At 63.6% G+C, this 14,902-nt stretch carries 13 protein-coding genes and 1 pseudogene; 12 read left to right on the forward strand and 2 right to left on the reverse strand.

All coding sequences use genetic code 11. The annotated features are described in order from the left end of the window. The 6 genes and pseudogenes from SynA1544_RS05905 to SynA1544_RS05925 all read left to right on the forward strand — a co-directional run bounded on the left by SynA1544_RS05905 (position 1) and on the right by SynA1544_RS05925 (position 7,026). Entirely contained in the window at positions 1-576 is a 576-nt protein-coding gene (locus SynA1544_RS05905) for a hypothetical protein (protein WP_226424080.1), read from the forward strand. Then, positions 569-3,700, forward strand: coding sequence for an efflux RND transporter permease subunit (locus SynA1544_RS05910; protein WP_186515170.1), 3,132 nt, complete (start codon positions 569-571; stop codon positions 3,698-3,700). Before SynA1544_RS05905 ends, SynA1544_RS05910 begins: the two co-directional genes overlap by 8 nt. Next, complete coding sequence (locus tag SynA1544_RS05915; RefSeq protein WP_115070378.1) at positions 3,697-4,866, forward strand: efflux RND transporter periplasmic adaptor subunit; 1,170 nt, start codon at positions 3,697-3,699, stop codon at positions 4,864-4,866. Before SynA1544_RS05910 ends, SynA1544_RS05915 begins: the two co-directional genes overlap by 4 nt. Before the next feature lie 27 nt (positions 4,867-4,893). Further along, positions 4,894-5,307 (forward strand): annotated as a pseudogene (locus SynA1544_RS14680) (EamA family transporter); the annotation flags it as partial. Between the two features lie 224 nt (positions 5,308-5,531). Beyond that, on the forward strand, positions 5,532-5,723 hold the full coding sequence (locus tag SynA1544_RS14685; RefSeq protein WP_255442426.1) for a MerR family DNA-binding protein: 192 nt from the start codon (positions 5,532-5,534) through the stop codon (positions 5,721-5,723). A 133-nt stretch (positions 5,724-5,856) separates the two neighbouring features. Beyond that, positions 5,857-7,026, forward strand: a complete 1,170-nt coding sequence (locus tag SynA1544_RS05925) for a DUF4336 domain-containing protein (RefSeq protein ID WP_186515171.1) — start codon at positions 5,857-5,859, stop codon at positions 7,024-7,026. On the opposite strand, the gene SynA1544_RS05930 is transcribed toward SynA1544_RS05925, so the two are convergent. Next, positions 7,016-7,369, reverse strand: a complete 354-nt coding sequence (locus SynA1544_RS05930) for a DUF760 domain-containing protein (protein WP_186515172.1) — start codon at positions 7,367-7,369, stop codon at positions 7,016-7,018. The genes SynA1544_RS05925 and SynA1544_RS05930 overlap by 11 nt on opposite strands. Positions 7,370-7,418: 49 nt before the next feature. Beyond that, on the reverse strand, positions 7,419-8,009 hold the full coding sequence (gene lepB / locus SynA1544_RS05935) for a signal peptidase I (RefSeq protein WP_186515173.1): 591 nt from the start codon (positions 8,007-8,009) through the stop codon (positions 7,419-7,421). A 57-nt stretch (positions 8,010-8,066) separates the two neighbouring features. On the opposite strand from lepB, the gene menD reads away from it, so the two are divergent. From menD to murF, 6 genes are read left to right on the forward strand one after another with little or no spacing between them, the layout of a single operon-like run. Next, positions 8,067-9,752: a 2-succinyl-5-enolpyruvyl-6-hydroxy-3-cyclohexene-1-carboxylic-acid synthase gene (gene menD / locus SynA1544_RS05940; RefSeq protein ID WP_186515174.1), complete on the forward strand. Its 1,686-nt coding sequence runs from the start codon at positions 8,067-8,069 to the stop codon at positions 9,750-9,752. A 5-nt stretch (positions 9,753-9,757) separates the two neighbouring features. Beyond that, positions 9,758-10,627 (forward strand): 1,4-dihydroxy-2-naphthoyl-CoA synthase, encoded by an 870-nt coding sequence (gene menB / locus SynA1544_RS05945; protein WP_186515175.1) that lies wholly within the window; start codon positions 9,758-9,760, stop codon positions 10,625-10,627. 5 nt (positions 10,628-10,632) lie between these two features. After that, a complete protein-coding gene (locus SynA1544_RS05950; RefSeq protein WP_186515176.1) occupies positions 10,633-11,178 on the forward strand; it encodes a L,D-transpeptidase in 546 nt (181 codons plus the stop codon). Positions 11,179-11,233: 55 nt separating this feature from the next. Further along, the gene (glgA, locus tag SynA1544_RS05955) at positions 11,234-12,769 is read left to right on the forward strand and encodes a glycogen synthase GlgA (RefSeq protein ID WP_186515177.1); all 1,536 of its coding nucleotides are present in this window, start codon (positions 11,234-11,236) and stop codon (positions 12,767-12,769) included. After that, positions 12,766-13,548, forward strand: a complete 783-nt coding sequence (locus SynA1544_RS05960) for a hypothetical protein (protein ID WP_186515178.1) — start codon at positions 12,766-12,768, stop codon at positions 13,546-13,548. Before glgA ends, SynA1544_RS05960 begins: the two co-directional genes overlap by 4 nt. Further along, positions 13,545-14,894, forward strand: coding sequence for a UDP-N-acetylmuramoyl-tripeptide--D-alanyl-D-alanine ligase (gene murF / locus SynA1544_RS05965; RefSeq protein WP_186515179.1), 1,350 nt, complete (start codon positions 13,545-13,547; stop codon positions 14,892-14,894). The genes SynA1544_RS05960 and murF overlap by 4 nt, the downstream gene beginning before the upstream one ends. Positions 14,895-14,902: the final 8 nt, after the last annotated feature.

Genomic DNA, 14,902 nt, shown 5'->3' on the forward strand with positions numbered 1-14,902 from the left:
TTGCTTCCCCGAATCCTGCAGCTGGCGGCCAGCGCCAGCCTTGCTGCCACAGCCTTACTCGCAGCGCCCATCGCCACGCCCCTGGCCCTGGCGCATGTGGGCCATGGCGATGAGTTTCAGCAGCAGGGCGACGCACGCCAGGTGCGCCGCAACGCCGAAACCGATGCCCTGTTGGGGGTGGCCACGGCAACGCCGGAAGACGGGCCGGATGGGCTCTCGGTTCCCTCCACTGCTCTAGTCGATGCGAATGGCAAGCCACTGCTGTTCGTGCAAACCCAGACCACCTACGACCCTGTTCTCGTGGTGACGGGTTCCAGACAGGGTGACCGGGTTGTGATCACCGAGGGCCTTGATCCCACCGACGAGGTGGTGATCTCTGGCGCCCTCTCGCTGTACGCCGAATCGAAGAAGACACCACAGGCTGAGCCGGCAGCAGATAACAAAGCCGCTGCGCCACAGGACAGCGCGACGGCGAGCCCGTCCGCTCTACCCATTCCCGCCCTGGCAGCTGGCGCGGTTGTCGTACTCACCGCTGGGGCTATCTGGCTGAACCGCCGCAGGAAGACGGATGCTTGAGCGGTTGCTCAACACAACGCTGCGGTTTTCGATCGCACGCCGCTGGCTGATCGTTGCCGCCGCGGTGGTGATCAGCCTCTGGGGCCTGCTGGCGGTGAGCCAGATGCCCCTGGATGTGTTTCCCCCCTTCGCGCCGCCGCAGGTGGATGTGCAAACCAGCGCCGCTGGGCTCTCACCGGAAGAAGTGGAAACCCGCATCACGCTGCCGATCGAATCGGCAGTGAATGGCATTGCCGGGGTGGAGACCGTGCGCTCCTCCTCCAAGCCGGGTTTGTCGATGGTGCAGGTGGTGTTCAACCAGAACGCCGACATCTACCGCGCCCGCCAATCCGTGGCGGAGCGGCTGCAACAGGTGAGCGCCCAGCTGCCTACCAATGCAGATCCCCCCGAGCTCTCCCCGCTGGTGTCGCCTCTGGGCACAATCCTGCAGGTCGCCTTCACCGTGAACGGCGATGGCGCCACATCGCTGATGGATCTGCAGCAGCTGGTGTTGCGCTCCTATCGCCAGTCGATCCTGGCGGTGCCCGGCGTCGCCCAGGTGACGATCTACGGCGGCGATGAGCAGCAATTTCAGGTGCTCCTTGATCCCCAGGAGCTGCAGGCTCAGGCTGTCTCGCTCAAGGCGGTGATGGAGGGTGTTGGCTCGGCGATGGCCACCAGCCCTGGAGGCTTTCTGATCGGGGGTGGCCAGGAGCGGTTGATTCGCCCCTTGGCTCAGGTCACACAGGTGAGCGATCTGGCGGATGCGGCGGTGAAGAGCGAGCAGGGACGATCGGTGCTGCTCTCAACACTGGGAGAAGTGAAGCGCGGTGCAGCGCTCAAACGCGGTGACGCCAGCTTCAACGGCAAGCCAGCTGTGGTGCTGATGGTGACCAAGCAGCCCGATGTGGACACCCCCACGGTGTCCCGGGCAGTGGAGCAGCGCTTGGCCGAGCTGAACCGCACGCTGCCGAGCGATGTGCAGGTCCAGACCACATTTCGTCAGAGTAATTTCATCGATAGTGCCATCCGCAATGTGAGCGAGTCGCTGCTCCAGGGGGTGGTGATCGTTTCGGTGGTGATCGTGCTGTTTCTCATGAACTGGCGCGCCGCCGTGATCAGCCTCAGCGCCATTCCGCTGTCACTGCTGATTGGCCTGATGTTGATGAAGAGCCTGGGCCTGGGCATCAACACCATGACCCTGGGTGGGCTGGTGGTGGCGATCGGTTCGGTGGTCGACGACTCGATCGTCGACATGGAGAACTGCTATCGGGGGCTGCGCCGCAACCGGGCCAGCGACACGCCCAAATCGCCCCTGCAGGTGGTGTTCGACACCTCGGTAGAGGTGCGCCAGCCCGTGCTGTTCTCCACCGTGATCATCGTGGTGGTGTTTGCGCCGATCTTTTCGCTCACCGGCGTAGAAGGGCGCATCTTTGCGCCGATGGGCCTGGCCTACCTGCTGTCGATCGCGGCCTCCACCCTCGTAGCGGTAACGCTCTCTCCCGCGTTGTGCGCCATCTTGCTTGCGCCTGCGGAGCTGCCAGAGGAGAACACCTGGCTGGCTAACCGGGCTGAGCGGCTCTACCGGCCAATCTTGGATCTAGCGCTGAGATCACCGCAGCGCGTGCTGGCCATCGCTCTGGCGCTGATCGTCGCCACCACAACGATCCTGCCGGCACTGGGCCGGGTGTTTCTACCGGAATTCCGCGAACAATCGCTGGTGAGTTCGATGGTGCTCTACCCCGGGGTGTCACTGGAGATGACCAACCGAGCGGGGCTTGCACTGACCCGTTCGCTGCAGAACAACCCGTTGTTTGCATGGGTGCAGGTGCGCACGGGCCGCGCCCCCGGTGATGCCGATGGGGCCGGCGTGAACCTAGCTCACGTGGATGTGGAACTGAGCGATCAAGCCATGGCCAATCGGCCCGCTGCCATTGCCGAGCTGCGGCAGGCTTTTTTAAAGCTGCCCGGTGTGGCGCCCAACATCGGCGGCTTCATCTCGCATCGCATGGATGAGGTGCTCTCGGGGGTGCGCAGCGCGATTGCAATCAAGATCTACGGCACCGATTTAGGCGAACTGCGCCGCATCGGTGAGGCGGTGGAGAAGGCCATCAAACCCATTGATGGAGTGGTGGATCTGCAGTTGGAACCGCAGCTGCCGATTCCCCAGGTGCAGATCCACTACGACCGCCCGCTTGCGGCGGCGCTGGGGCTCACGGTGGAGGAGCTGTCGCAAGCAGTGGAGATCGCGCTCAACGGCAAGGTGGTGGGCCACGTGGTGGAAGGGGGTGTGCGCAGCGATGTGCTCGTGCAGCTTCAGGAGAATGCTCGCCAGAACCTGGAGGCCATCCGCTCGTTGCCGGTGGCCTTCAGCAATGGCATGACCGTTCCTCTCGGCAGTGTTGCCTGGGTTGAGGAAGGTCTGGGGGCCAACATCGTCAACCGAGAAGATGTTTCCCGCATGATCGTGGTCTCCACCAACGTCAGCGGCCGGCCCCTCGGCACTGTCGTCAAAGACATCCAGCGCACCATTGCCCGTGAGGTGCCACTGCCTCAGGGCTACACGATCCGCTACGGCGGCCAGTTCGAATCAGAAGAACGGGCAACCGCGTCTCTGGTCTTCTACAGCGCTGTTGCCGCAGTGGTGATCGGTGTGCTGATGGTGATTTCGGTGAAATCAGTGCCCGCCACAGTGGCGATCATGCTCAACCTGCCCCTGGCCCTGATCGGAGGTGTGGTGGCGGTGTTGCTCACGGGAGGAGTGCTATCGATCGCCTCGTTGATCGGCTTCATCACGCTGTTTGGCATCGCCGTGCGCAATGGGTTGTTGCTGGTGGACAACTACAACCGCCGCCACGGCGCAGGGCAACCCCTGGGCGAGGTGATCCGTGAGGGAAGCCTGGAGCGCCTCAACGCCATCCTGATGACAGCCCTCTCCTCGGCACTCGGAGCCTTGCCTCTTGCACTCGCTTTCGGGGCCGGGAATGAAATCCTGCAACCGTTGGCTGTGGTGGTGCTCGGTGGATTGACCACCTCCACGGCCCTGACCCTGCTGGTGCTCCCGGCGCTCTATGCACGCTTTGGCCATTGGCTGCTGCCCGCCCGCGACGGTTCGGCGTCGTCTCTTGCCTCTCTCCCGTCATGAACCTGAGCCTTAACCACCTCACGCATCACCTGCGCCAACCCGGCGTGCTTCTTCCTCTGGCGATCTCCGCATCTCTGCTGGTTGGAATCGGTGTGGGTCGCCAGAGCAGCCGGCCGGTCTCTGCGCCATCGGTTGCGGCGATGGACCGTGCGGATGCCAATGGCAGCGTGGCTCTCAGCGAAGACCAGCTTCGGCGATTGGGATTGACCACTGTTCGCCCCGAACTGAGCTCGGGCACGGAACGTCCGATCACTGGTTTTGTTGAAGCAGCAACATCGTCGCGCTCAAGCGTGGGGATGCCTGTGGCGGGACGTGTTTTACGTCTGATGGTGTCACCGGGCACCCGTGTTCGTGCTGGCGAACCGATCGCAGAAGTCCAAAGCGCTGATGCGGCTGCTGTACGCGCCGATGCCGATGCAGCGCAGGCCACGGCGCACTCGCTCGCATACCTGTACCGCCTTGCCGAACCCATGGCACGGCAAGGTGCACTCTCGACCCAGGAGCTGGAAAGCCGCCGCATCGCCAGCGTTACAGCCGCGACGACAGCCAGGGCAGCCGCTGCCAAGGCTTCAGCGCTAGGGAAGCCTGATGATTCAGGGCGTCTGTTGATTCGCAGTCCAATTGCCGGTCAGGTCACTGCTGTGAGCACCTCACCCGGTGCCGTCCTGTCTGTGGGGGAAGACGTGGCCCAGATCAGTGATGTCACAGGGGGTGAGCTTCGCTTCCTCGTGTCACCGGGACTCGCCACGAACATCAGGACCGGACAGCTGCTGCGCGTTCGAGCGGGAGCTCAGACGCTGCAGGCACGGGTGATCGCTGTGGCACCTGATGCGCAAACCGCCGGGCGCGTGATGCTGCTCCGCGCGCAACCTATTGATGCTCAACTCCCACCGATCGGAACAGCTATCACGGCCTTTGTGCAGATCCCATCCTCCGAGCAACGGTTCATTGTTCCGCAGGATTCCATTGCCCTGATCAATGGATCACCGGTGGTCTTTCGCTATCAACGGGGGGCTGTGGAACAGGTTGCTGTGGTGGTGGCCCAGCAAACGGCGGGGCAAGCGGAAATCCTTCAGGGTGTTCGTCAAGGTGATGTGCTCCTGAGAGGCAACACGCAGATGTTGCGCAACGCACTGGATGCTTCCAAGGACAGCAGCCAGAACTGAGTGAAGTTCAGCAACCCGATCAAACCGATGGCATCCTTGAGATGCGGTCAACTCTCTGGCTTCGCTGCGGCCGTGCTGTTCGGATGCAGCGCCCCACTGATCAGTACGTTCACGGCCAGCGGTTCGTCCCTGAGCATTGCCGGGTTGCTCTACGCAGGGACGACTCTGGCTCTGGCGATTGTTCGGCTGATGAAAGGCCGAACCCAGGATGAAAGCCCCCTCCAACGGCGTGATGCGCCTGCCTTGGCTGGGTTGATCCTTCTGGGCGGGATCGTCGGGCCCGTTGCCCTGGTTCACGGCCTGGCGCGGTTACCAGCCGCATCGAGTTCACTGTTGCTCAACCTTGAGACCGTCTTCACCCTGGCCATCGCTGTTCTGGTGGGGCGTGAACATCTCGGCAAACGCGGCGCTGCGGCAGCAGCGCTCACCATCGCTGGGGCCATCGTTCTTTCGGATGGATCACTCGGCGGTGTCAATGCCACCGGAGCTGCCCTGATCGCTCTGGCGACCCTGGCCTGGGGGATCGACAACAACCTCAGCCAACGCCTGAGTCTGCGCGATCCGATTCAGATTGCCACCGTCAAGGCACTGGGTGCATCGCTGCCCATGCTCGTTCTTGCCTGGGTCCTGGGGCATCCCTTTCCACCTGCCGCCGTCTGCGGGCCATGGATCTACCGCTGGCGACGGTTGGCACTGTGCTGGGTGCACGGCGATCCGGGAATTGCACCTGCAACGATCTCCAGGCCACGATCCGCGGCAAGCTCACCGAGATTCAGCAGCGCGTCCACGAACTACAGAGCCTGGAAGCCGAACTCAACACGATGCTGAACACCTGGGAGCGCTGCGGCGGCCGTTGATGCGTTGCGCGATCAGCGCAGTGCTCAGGCTTCGGTTGAATCTGGTCTTTTGCTGCGGGTGCTCGATCGGTGATCAAGACCTGTGATCATGGGGCTGGAGCTATCGAATCCAGGGTGCGCGAGAGGCTTGGCAATGAATAGTCGTGCCGACCAGTACTGGGGTTTCTGGCCGCTGCTACCGCTTTATCCCTATGGCCGTCGCCGCACGCTGCTCAGTGAGCTGATCCCTGGTCAGCTCTGGAGCCTGGAGCAGCTGCAGGGTGTCTATTACGTGGCCGTGCCGGTGCGGCTCACCGTGGCCAAGGTTCCTGGTGGCTTGATGTTGGTGAACCCTCTGCCGCCCACCGGTGAGGTTCGCCAAGCCATTTCCGAGCTGGAACAACAGCACGGTCCGGTGCGCTCGATCGTGCTCCCCACCGCCTCTGGTTTGGAGCACAAGCTTCCCCTTGGTCCCCTGGCACGCGCCTTCCTGGATGCGGACATCTGGGTGTGTCCGGGCCAGTGGAGTTTCCCGGTGCAGTTGCCCCTGGCTTGGCTGGGCGTTCCGGCAGGTCGCACCAAGGTGTTGTTCGACGATGGCGTCCCCCACGGCGATGTTTGTGAGTGGTTCTCCCTAGGACCGCTGGACCTTGGCGTGGGCCGCTTCCAGGAAGTCTCCTGTTTGCATCGCCCGTCAGGCGCGCTGCTGGTAACCGACGCCCTAGTGGGCATCAGTGCTGATCCCCCGGCTTTGTTCGATCTCGACCCAACGCCGCTGTTGTTCCATGCCCGTGAACGCGGCGATGAGCCCCTCAGTGATTCAGCGGAAGCCCGCCGCCGCGGCTGGGCGCGGCTGGTGCTATTTGCCTCCTACCTGAGGCCGGAACCGCTGGAGGTGCCTGCGCTGCCGGAGTTGCTGCGGGATGCGTTCAAGCCCGGGCTTCGTTCCCTGAAAGCCCACTTCGGCCTCTACCCCTTCCGCTGGAAGGCTGGTTGGCAGGCTGCAGCCGATGGCTTGATCGGCGAAGAAGCGCCCAAGTTGCAGGTAGCCCCTGTGCTTGAGCGGTTGGTGTTGCCCAGGGCCCAGGAGGCTCTGTTGCGTTGGCTGCAAGCGTTGAGCGGCCTGGCTGAGCTGCGCTGGCTGGTGCCGGCTCACTACAGCGCGCCGGTCACATTTACCCCAGAAACCGTGCAGCAACTGCTCGAGTCATTGCAACAGCGGGAATGGGCGCCCAGTTCAGAGAACTGGGAGTTTCTCGGATCTATCGATCAGCGTTTGCTGGATCTTGGCGTCGTGCCAGATCAGCCCGTGATCAAAGCTTGAGTTCGTCTTCCGGCTCGATTGCCATCTGTTCGTCAGCGAACAGGGTTTCCTCGAGCTCCTTGCGTTGTTCCATCTGGCGCAGGAAATAGCCGGTCATCATTGCCGAGGCAAGCATGTTGGCGAGGTTGTCGCGGTTGGCTGTCACCTTCACCTCGAAGTGCTCGCCGGGAAGCATTCCCAGCAGCCCCTGAACGTTGTGGCGAATGATGTCTTGAATATCGTTGCTTGCTGATTTGGCGACCCGCTGCAGGGTGTCTGGTGACTGCTCCTGCAAGTACTGGATCAGGCTGTTCCCCGCGTGACCCTCACTGCTGTCAGTTGTCAGAAACTCGGGGTTAAACATTCGACTGTGATCTACATCACGAACCCGACCCTAACGCAGCCCATTGGCATCAACCGCCATCGCGGCTGTCGGTGATCCGTAACGGACCGAACCTCTGCAGCGGCCAATACCGCCAGACCGCCGTGCCCAGCACATTGGTCTCTGGCAGTGATCCCCAGAGATGGGAATCAAGGCTGGCATTGCGGTTGTCCCCCATCACCCACAGTTGGTCCGCCGGCACGGTGATCGGAGCCATGTCGTAGTTGATCGGTTCCGCCAACCAGGGTTCTGCTGCCTTTTCGCCGTTGCGGAACAGCTTGCCGTCGTGCACGACCAGCTGATCGCCAGGAAGCCCCACCACCCGCTTGATCAGAGCAGCGGATGCGTCGTAGCCAGCGGCCACGAGCTGTTCGGGCGGGGCGAACACCACCACATCGCCTCGGTGCAGATGGCCGTGGCGGCTGCGGGCCAGGCGGGGCCTCACCTTCTCCACCAGGATGCGGTCCTGCAGCTGCAGGGTGGGCAGCATCGAGCCGGAGGGAATCCAGCGCGGTTCCACCACCAGCCAGCGCAGCAGCAGTGCCAGCAGGGCCCAGAGAATCAGATTGCGCCAGAAGCCCTTGCTGTCTTCTCCTGGAGCGGGTGTCGTGGGTTGGGTCATCGTTGACCGAAGATCACACCAGCCTGGCCTGCAGCACTGTCCATCGCTCGCGCCAATTTGCAGGCCGCCCTCACCTTGCTTGAGGCGTTGTGCCTCCAGGGGCTGAAGCAGCTGGTGCTTTGCCCTGGCAGCCGTTCCGGCCCCCTGGCAACAGCGGCGGGAGTCCTGGCGTCCGAGGCGAAGCTGCAGTTGGTCACGGCCATCGATGAGCGGTCGGCGGCCTTTCTGGCCCTCGGCATGGCCACTGCCCATGGACGTGCCGTGGCGGTGGTCACCACCTCAGGCACCGCGGTGGCCAACCTGCTGCCCGCGGCGGTGGAGGCGGACCGCTCCTGTCAGCCCTTGCTGCTGCTCACGGCGGATCGCCCCGCCCGGCTCAAAAACTGCGGCGCCAATCAGACCGTTAACCAGGAATCCTTTCTGCTCCCGGCCTGTCGTTGGTTCGGCAGTGGCGCGGCAGACGGCGTCCACACGCAGGACAACGACGCCCTTAATGCGCTGGCGGTTCAGGCCTGGCAGCAAGCCCAGGGTGCAGGCACTGGGCCGCCGGGACCGGTGCAGCTCAACCTTCCCTTCGAGGAGCCGCTGCACACCACTCTCGAGCAGCAACAACAGCTGGTTTCGGGTGCACGTTCAACAACGGCTTGCACTGAGCTTTCGCCCGAGATTGGGCCTGCGCCTCGCCTCGATCCAGAGCGCCCTGGGATTGTGATTGCTGGCCCCTGGCGTGGACTCACGCCTTCCGTGGAGGCCTTTCAACAGGCTCTGCATCGCTGGCTGAACCTCAGCGGTTGGCCTCTGTTGGCGGATCCCCTCGCCGCCCTTGCCGCCGATTGCCCCAACCGCATCGAGCACTGGGAGCTGCAATTGGATCGGCTGAACCTCCCTGACGATGCTCAGGTGTTGCGGCTTGGACCGATGCCCGCCAGCCGGCGGCTTGAGGCCTGGCTTCAGCACCATCAGGGGCCTCAACTGTTGATCACCGAAGGGGATTCAAGGCCGCTGGATCCGCTGCAAACGGCCCGCCAATGGTCGGGGGGCATGGCCGCCTGGATCGCCCAACAGCCCGTTCTGGATCAGCTGAGCAAGCCATCGGTCGGGTCCAATGAACTCTCGCCGTGGATTGAGGCCCAGCTGCCCTTGAGTGGTGCCGTCAATGAGCCCGCTCTGGCTTACTGGCTTCCCCAGCTCCTGCCAGAGCGGTTGCCGGTGATGCTGGCTGCCAGTTCACCGGTGCGCGACTGGTTGACCTGGGGCGGGCCCGCCTGCAGCCGCCACCGTTGCTTCAGCTTCCGTGGGGCCTCTGGCATTGACGGCACTTTGTCTCTCGCCATGGGCCTTGCGGCGAATCTCGGTCCGTTGGCTTTAGTGACCGGTGATCTGGCCCTCCTGCATGACAGCAACGGTTGGCTGCATGCGTCGTCCACCTCGGCACCTCCACCACTGCTGGTGCTGCTGATCGACAACGGCGGCGGCGGCATTTTTCAGCAGTTGCCCATTGCCAAAGCGGGCTTCGAATCGCTCTTTGCCATGCCCCAGCAGGTGGATCCCCTGGCCCAGGCGGCGGCCCATGGTGTGCCTGGACGCCAGGTGGCCTGTTTGGACGATCTGCAGGAGTCCTTGGCCTGGGGCTTGTCGCAGGAGAGGCCGGTGTTGTTGCGGATCTGCAGCGACCGTGGTCGTGATGCCGACCTGCGTCAGCAGCTGCGCGCCGCTGCTCAGAATGAATGCACTGAGCTCTGAGCCCGATGAGTGACATGCGTCAGGTGCTCCCCGGTGCGCCAAGCGCGCAATGGACAGCGTGGGGCAGCTACCAGGACATCCTTGTGGACCGTTGCGCGGACGGCCTGGCTCGCGTGGCCATCAACCGCCCCGCCAAGCGCAATGCCTTCCGCCCGCAGACGGTGATGGAGCTCTGTGATGCCTTCACGCGCATCCGGGATGACCGTGATGTAGGTGTTGTGTTGTTCACCGGCCTTGGTCCAGCCCCCGATGGTGGCTATGCCTTCTGTTCCGGCGGTGACCAGAGTGTTCGCGGTGACGGCGGTTACGTCGGTGAGGACGGCTTGCCCCGCCTGAACGTGCTGGATCTGCAGCGCATCATCCGCAGCCTGCCCAAGGTGGTGATCGGCCTGGTGGCCGGCTATGCCATGGGCGGCGGCCAGGTGTTGCATCTGCTCTGCGACCTCAGTCTTGCTGCCGAGAACGCTGTGTTCGGCCAGACCGGCCCCAAGGTCGGCAGTTTTGATGGCGGCTTTGGGGCGGGCTACCTGGCGCGGGTGGTTGGCCAGCGCAAGGCCCGTGAAATCTGGTTTCTCTGCCGCCGTTATGGCGCCAAGGAGGCGTTGGAGATGGGGCTCGTCAACGCCGTGGTGCCGTTGGAGCAGTTGGAGGCGGAGGGGGTGCGCTGGGCCCGCGAGGTGCTGCAGCACAGCCCCACGGCCATCCGTTGCCTCAAGGCCGCATTCAATGCCGAAACCGATGGCCTCGCCGGATTGCAGGAATTGGCGGGCAATGCCACCCATCTCTTTTATCGAACCGAAGAAGCCGTGGAAGGCCGCAATGCCTTCCTTGAGAAGCGGTCTCCGGATTTTTCCGAGACAGGCTGGTTACCCTGACGGGCATGCTTCCTCTTCCTCCGCCGGAACCGCTGGCCCTGCTGCAGGCGGCGGCTGAGGATTCAGTGACGGCAGGCCTGGCTTCACTGCCTCAGGATCTGCGGAGCAACAGCACTCGCCATGTGGTGATGTTGCGCGGCCGTCGCCGTGTGTTCCTGCTCGACAACGGCAGGCTGCGCAACGCCTTTCCGGTGGCCATCGGCATGCCCGGCTGGGAAACCCCCACCGGACGCTTTGAAGTGCTTCAGAAGATCCCCAATCCGGTGTGGGTGCATCCGGTGAGTGGCGAGCGGGTGGAGGAACAGGGGGTCAACAATCCCCTGGGCAGCCACTGGATCGCTTTCCATCGCGATTGCCGCGGCCGTGATGCCCATGACGGCGATGCCTGGATCACGATCAAGGGATGCACCACCACAGGGTTCCATGGCACCCCCCACCGCTGGACGGTGGGACGGGCCGTCTCCCATGGCTGTGTGCGGCTTTACAACGAGGATGTGCGTGCCCTGTATCGCCAGGTGTCGCTTGGAACTCAGGTGACGGTTCTTCCCTGACGGAACAGATTCCTGAATTCCCCTTAAAGTCGCCGCGCCAACGCCGATCTGAGACATGCGCATCCTCTTCGCTGCAGCGGAATGCGCCCCGATGATCAAGGTTGGAGGGATGGGCGATGTTGTTGGCTCTCTGCCTCCGGCATTGGCCAAGCTCGGCCACGACGTGCGCCTGATCATGCCGGGCTACGCCAAGCTCTGGAGCCGCCTCAACGTGCCGGCGGAGCCGATCTGGCGAGCCCAGACCATGGGCACCGAGTTCGCCGTCTATGAAACGAAGCATCCCACCAATGGGATGACGATCTACCTGGTGGGTCATCCGGTGTTCGACCCGGAGCGCATCTACGGCGGCGACGACGAGGACTGGCGCTTCACCTTCTTCGCCAGTGCTGCTGCCGAATTCTCCTGGAACGTCTGGAAGCCCCAGGTGCTGCATTGCCACGACTGGCACACCGGGATGATCCCGGTGTGGATGCATCAGGACCCGGAAATCAGCACGGTGTTCACCATCCATAACCTCAAGTACCAGGGGCCCTGGCGCTGGAAGCTCGATCGGATGACCTGGTGCCCCTGGTACATGCAGGGGGATCACACCATGGCCGCTGCCCTGCTCTACGCCGACCGCGTCAATGCGGTGTCGCCCACCTACGCCCAGGAGATCCGCACGGCGGAGTACGGCGAAAAGCTGGAGGGTCTGCTCAACTTCGTCTCGGGCAAGCTGCGCGGCATCCTCAACGGCATTGATCTGGATGCCTGGGACCCAGCCACCGATCGCTCCCTGCCGGCGAACTTCAGCGCCGACGACCTCTCCGGCAAGGCGGTCTGCAAGAAGGTGCTCCAGGAGCGCATGGGGCTGGAGGTTCGCGAGGACGCCTTCGTCCTCGGCATGGTCAGCCGCCTTGTCGACCAGAAGGGAGTCGATCTGTTGCTGCAGGTGGCTGATCGGTTGCTGGCCTACACCGACACCCAGATCGTTGTTCTGGGCACCGGCGACCGGGGGCTGGAATCCGGGCTCTGGCAACTCGCATCCCGTCACCCCGGCAAGTGCGCCGTCTTCCTCACCTACGACGACGACCTGTCGCGCTTGATCTACGGCGGCAGCGATGCCTTCCTGATGCCCAGCCGGTTTGAGCCCTGTGGCATCAGCCAGCTCTACGCCATGCGCTACGGCTCAGTGCCCGTGGTTCGCAAGGTTGGTGGTCTCGTTGACACCGTTCCGCCCCACATCCCCGCTGCCGACAGCGGCACAGGCTTCTGCTTCGATCGCTTTGAACCGGTCGACTTCTACACAGCCCTGGTGCGGGCCTGGGAGGCGTTCCGCCACCGGGACAGCTGGGTCGAGCTGCAGAAACGCGGCATGAATCAGGACTACAGCTGGGATCGTTCCGCGGTCGATTACGACCTCATGTACAAGGACGTCTGCGGCATCAAGGAACCCACCCCGGATGCTGCCCTGGTGGAACAGTTCTCTCAGGGGCAGGCTGCTGATCCTTCCCGTTCCGAGGGGCAGACTGAAGAGGCCAGGGTTCCTGCTGAGGTGACCTCCGCCGGCCGGAATCCCCTGAATCGTCTCTTCGGTCGTCGATCCAGTTGAGTTTGAGCGAGCCCGCCCGATCCGACTCCCCCCCTGAAGCTCGATCCGAGCTCCAGGGGGTGGAGCCATCGGGCAATCTCCCGGCTCCCTACGTCAGCCCCTGGCAGGAGTTTGGCCGCAACCTGCAGGCGATGGCCGCCGATCTTCGGCTCAGGGGTCAGGAACTCTGGCGCCGCAATCGGGAGGGTGAGCTTTCGGTGCCAGGCTTCTGGCCCCGGGATCTGGCCCCCAGCTTCTGGCCACTGCTGCTGGTGCTGCTCCTGCTGCTGCCGCTGGCTGGGGTCCGCTTCTGGCAGGACCATGCCCGCCCCTCCCCACGTCCGGAGCCGGTCATGGAGCAGCGGACGTCTCCCCTTGAGCTCCCCGTGCCGGAGCTGATCCCAGCTCCACAGCCCATGCTGCAGGAGCCATCCCCTCCGCTGGAAGCTGTGGATGCGGAGCCGGCTTTGGAACCATCGGAGCCGGAGCAGCCCCTACAGCCCCAACTCAGTTTCGATCCCCTGTTCGAGTTGTTTCAGGACAAGGCCGTCCCGGAAGGACTGCTCCGTTCAGCCAAGCCCGTTCCGGAGCAGGACCGCTTGCTCTTGGAGTTGTCTGTTGACGCTTGGCAGCAGTTGCCTCTGGATCAACGCCAGAGCCTCGCCTCCAGTTGGCTTCAGTCGGCGTTTGAGCTGGATTACGCCAGTCTTCAGTTGGTCAATGAACAGGGCGATCTGCTGGGGCGGTCAGCTCGGGTTGGGGGCGGCATGATCCTGTTTGACCTCGGGTTGGTGGGATGACCCTGACGCTGCGTCAGCTGCTGGATGCCTGGGGAACGCCGCAGGGCGGCAGCTTTGAACCCGATGCCCTGGTGGGACGGGTCTGCACCGACAGCCGACAGCTTCAGGCGGGTGATTTTTTTGTCCCCCTGGTGGGCGAGCGCTTCGATGGTCATCACTTTCTCGCCCAACTGCCTGAACACAAGGTTCAGGCTGCTGTTGTGAGCCGCAGCTGGACTGAACCGTTGCCTTCAGGCCTGTTGCATTGGCGGGTGGACGACACACTGTTGGCCTATCAACAGCTGGCCTTGCTGCATCGCCGTGCCCTGGCCAAACCTCTGGTGGCAGTGACGGGCTCAGCCGGCAAAACCACAACCCGGGAGTTGATTCGAGCTGCATTGGCTCCGCTGGGAGCGATTCAGGCCAGCGAAGGCAACAACAACAACGATGTCGGCGTTCCCCTCACCGTTCTGGGCGCCACCGCAGCTGATGCGGCCCTGGTGATTGAGATGGGCATGCGGGGGCCTGGGGAGATCGAGCGTCTCTCCCGCTGCACCGAGCCGGATCTTGCGGTGATCACCAACATCGGCACGGCCCACATCGGTCGTCTCGGCAGTCGTGAAGCGATTGCAGCGGCCAAATGTGAAATCACGGCTGGATTGCATCCAAAGGGAACCGTGGTGATTCCCGCCGGTGATCCCCTGCTGGAGTCGGCTTTGGCGGCGGTGTGGTCCGGCCGCGTGCTGCGCGTGCGCCTGGCTGACGATCCCGAGGTCGAATCCGATCTGGTTGGAGACGTCAACGGCCACCAGTTGTTGATCGGTGCAGATCGTCTCCCGCTACAGCTGGAGGGACGCCACAACGCCCGCAACCTGCTCTTGGCCGTCGCTGTTGCAGAGCAGTTGGGCGTGTCCCGCCAGGCCTTGCAAGCCATGCAGGTGACGGTGCCGGGCGGACGCAACCGCCGCCTGCAGCAGGGTGGTTTGACACTCCTCGATGAGACCTACAACGCCTCGCCTGAGGCGGTGTTGGCCGCTCTTGAGCTGCTGGCGGCGCAACCGGGGCGACGTTTTGCCGTGCTGGGCACCATGCTGGAGCTTGGGGAGCGCAGCCTGGAGCTGCATCGTCAGGTTGCTGAACGTGCTGTTCAGCTCGGCTTGGACGGCGTGGTGTTGGTGGATGGCGGCGCGGAGGGCAAGGTGATGGCTGAGGTGGCGTCATCCCTGCCCAAACTGCAGCTGGTGGCCAGCCCGGAAGATGCTGCAGCTCCCTTGGCAGCCTGGCTGGATGCTGGTGATGTTCTGCTGCTCAAGGCCAGCCGCGGCGTTGCCCTGGAACGCTTGATTCCGTTGTTGCCGCGCTTCTGAGCCAGCTG

The organism is Synechococcus sp. A15-44 (assembly GCF_014280115.1).
Lineage (GTDB): Bacteria > Cyanobacteriota > Cyanobacteriia > PCC-6307 > Cyanobiaceae > Parasynechococcus.

Coding starts and splice junctions, on each gene's coding strand:
- SynA1544_RS05910 (WP_186515170.1), top strand. CDS start 569: ATGCTTGAGCGGTTGCTCAACACAACGCTGCGGTTTTCGATCGCACGC.
- SynA1544_RS05915 (WP_115070378.1), top strand. CDS start 3,697: ATGAACCTGAGCCTTAACCACCTCACGCATCACCTGCGCCAACCCGGC.
- SynA1544_RS14685 (WP_255442426.1), top strand. CDS start 5,532: ATGGATCTACCGCTGGCGACGGTTGGCACTGTGCTGGGTGCACGGCGA.
- SynA1544_RS05925 (WP_186515171.1), top strand. CDS start 5,857: ATGAATAGTCGTGCCGACCAGTACTGGGGTTTCTGGCCGCTGCTACCG.
- SynA1544_RS05930 (WP_186515172.1), bottom strand. CDS start 7,369: ATGTTTAACCCCGAGTTTCTGACAACTGACAGCAGTGAGGGTCACGCG.
- lepB (WP_186515173.1), bottom strand. CDS start 8,009: ATGACCCAACCCACGACACCCGCTCCAGGAGAAGACAGCAAGGGCTTC.
- menB (WP_186515175.1), top strand. CDS start 9,758: ATGAGTGACATGCGTCAGGTGCTCCCCGGTGCGCCAAGCGCGCAATGG.
- SynA1544_RS05950 (WP_186515176.1), top strand. CDS start 10,633: ATGCTTCCTCTTCCTCCGCCGGAACCGCTGGCCCTGCTGCAGGCGGCG.
- glgA (WP_186515177.1), top strand. CDS start 11,234: ATGCGCATCCTCTTCGCTGCAGCGGAATGCGCCCCGATGATCAAGGTT.
- murF (WP_186515179.1), top strand. CDS start 13,545: ATGACCCTGACGCTGCGTCAGCTGCTGGATGCCTGGGGAACGCCGCAG.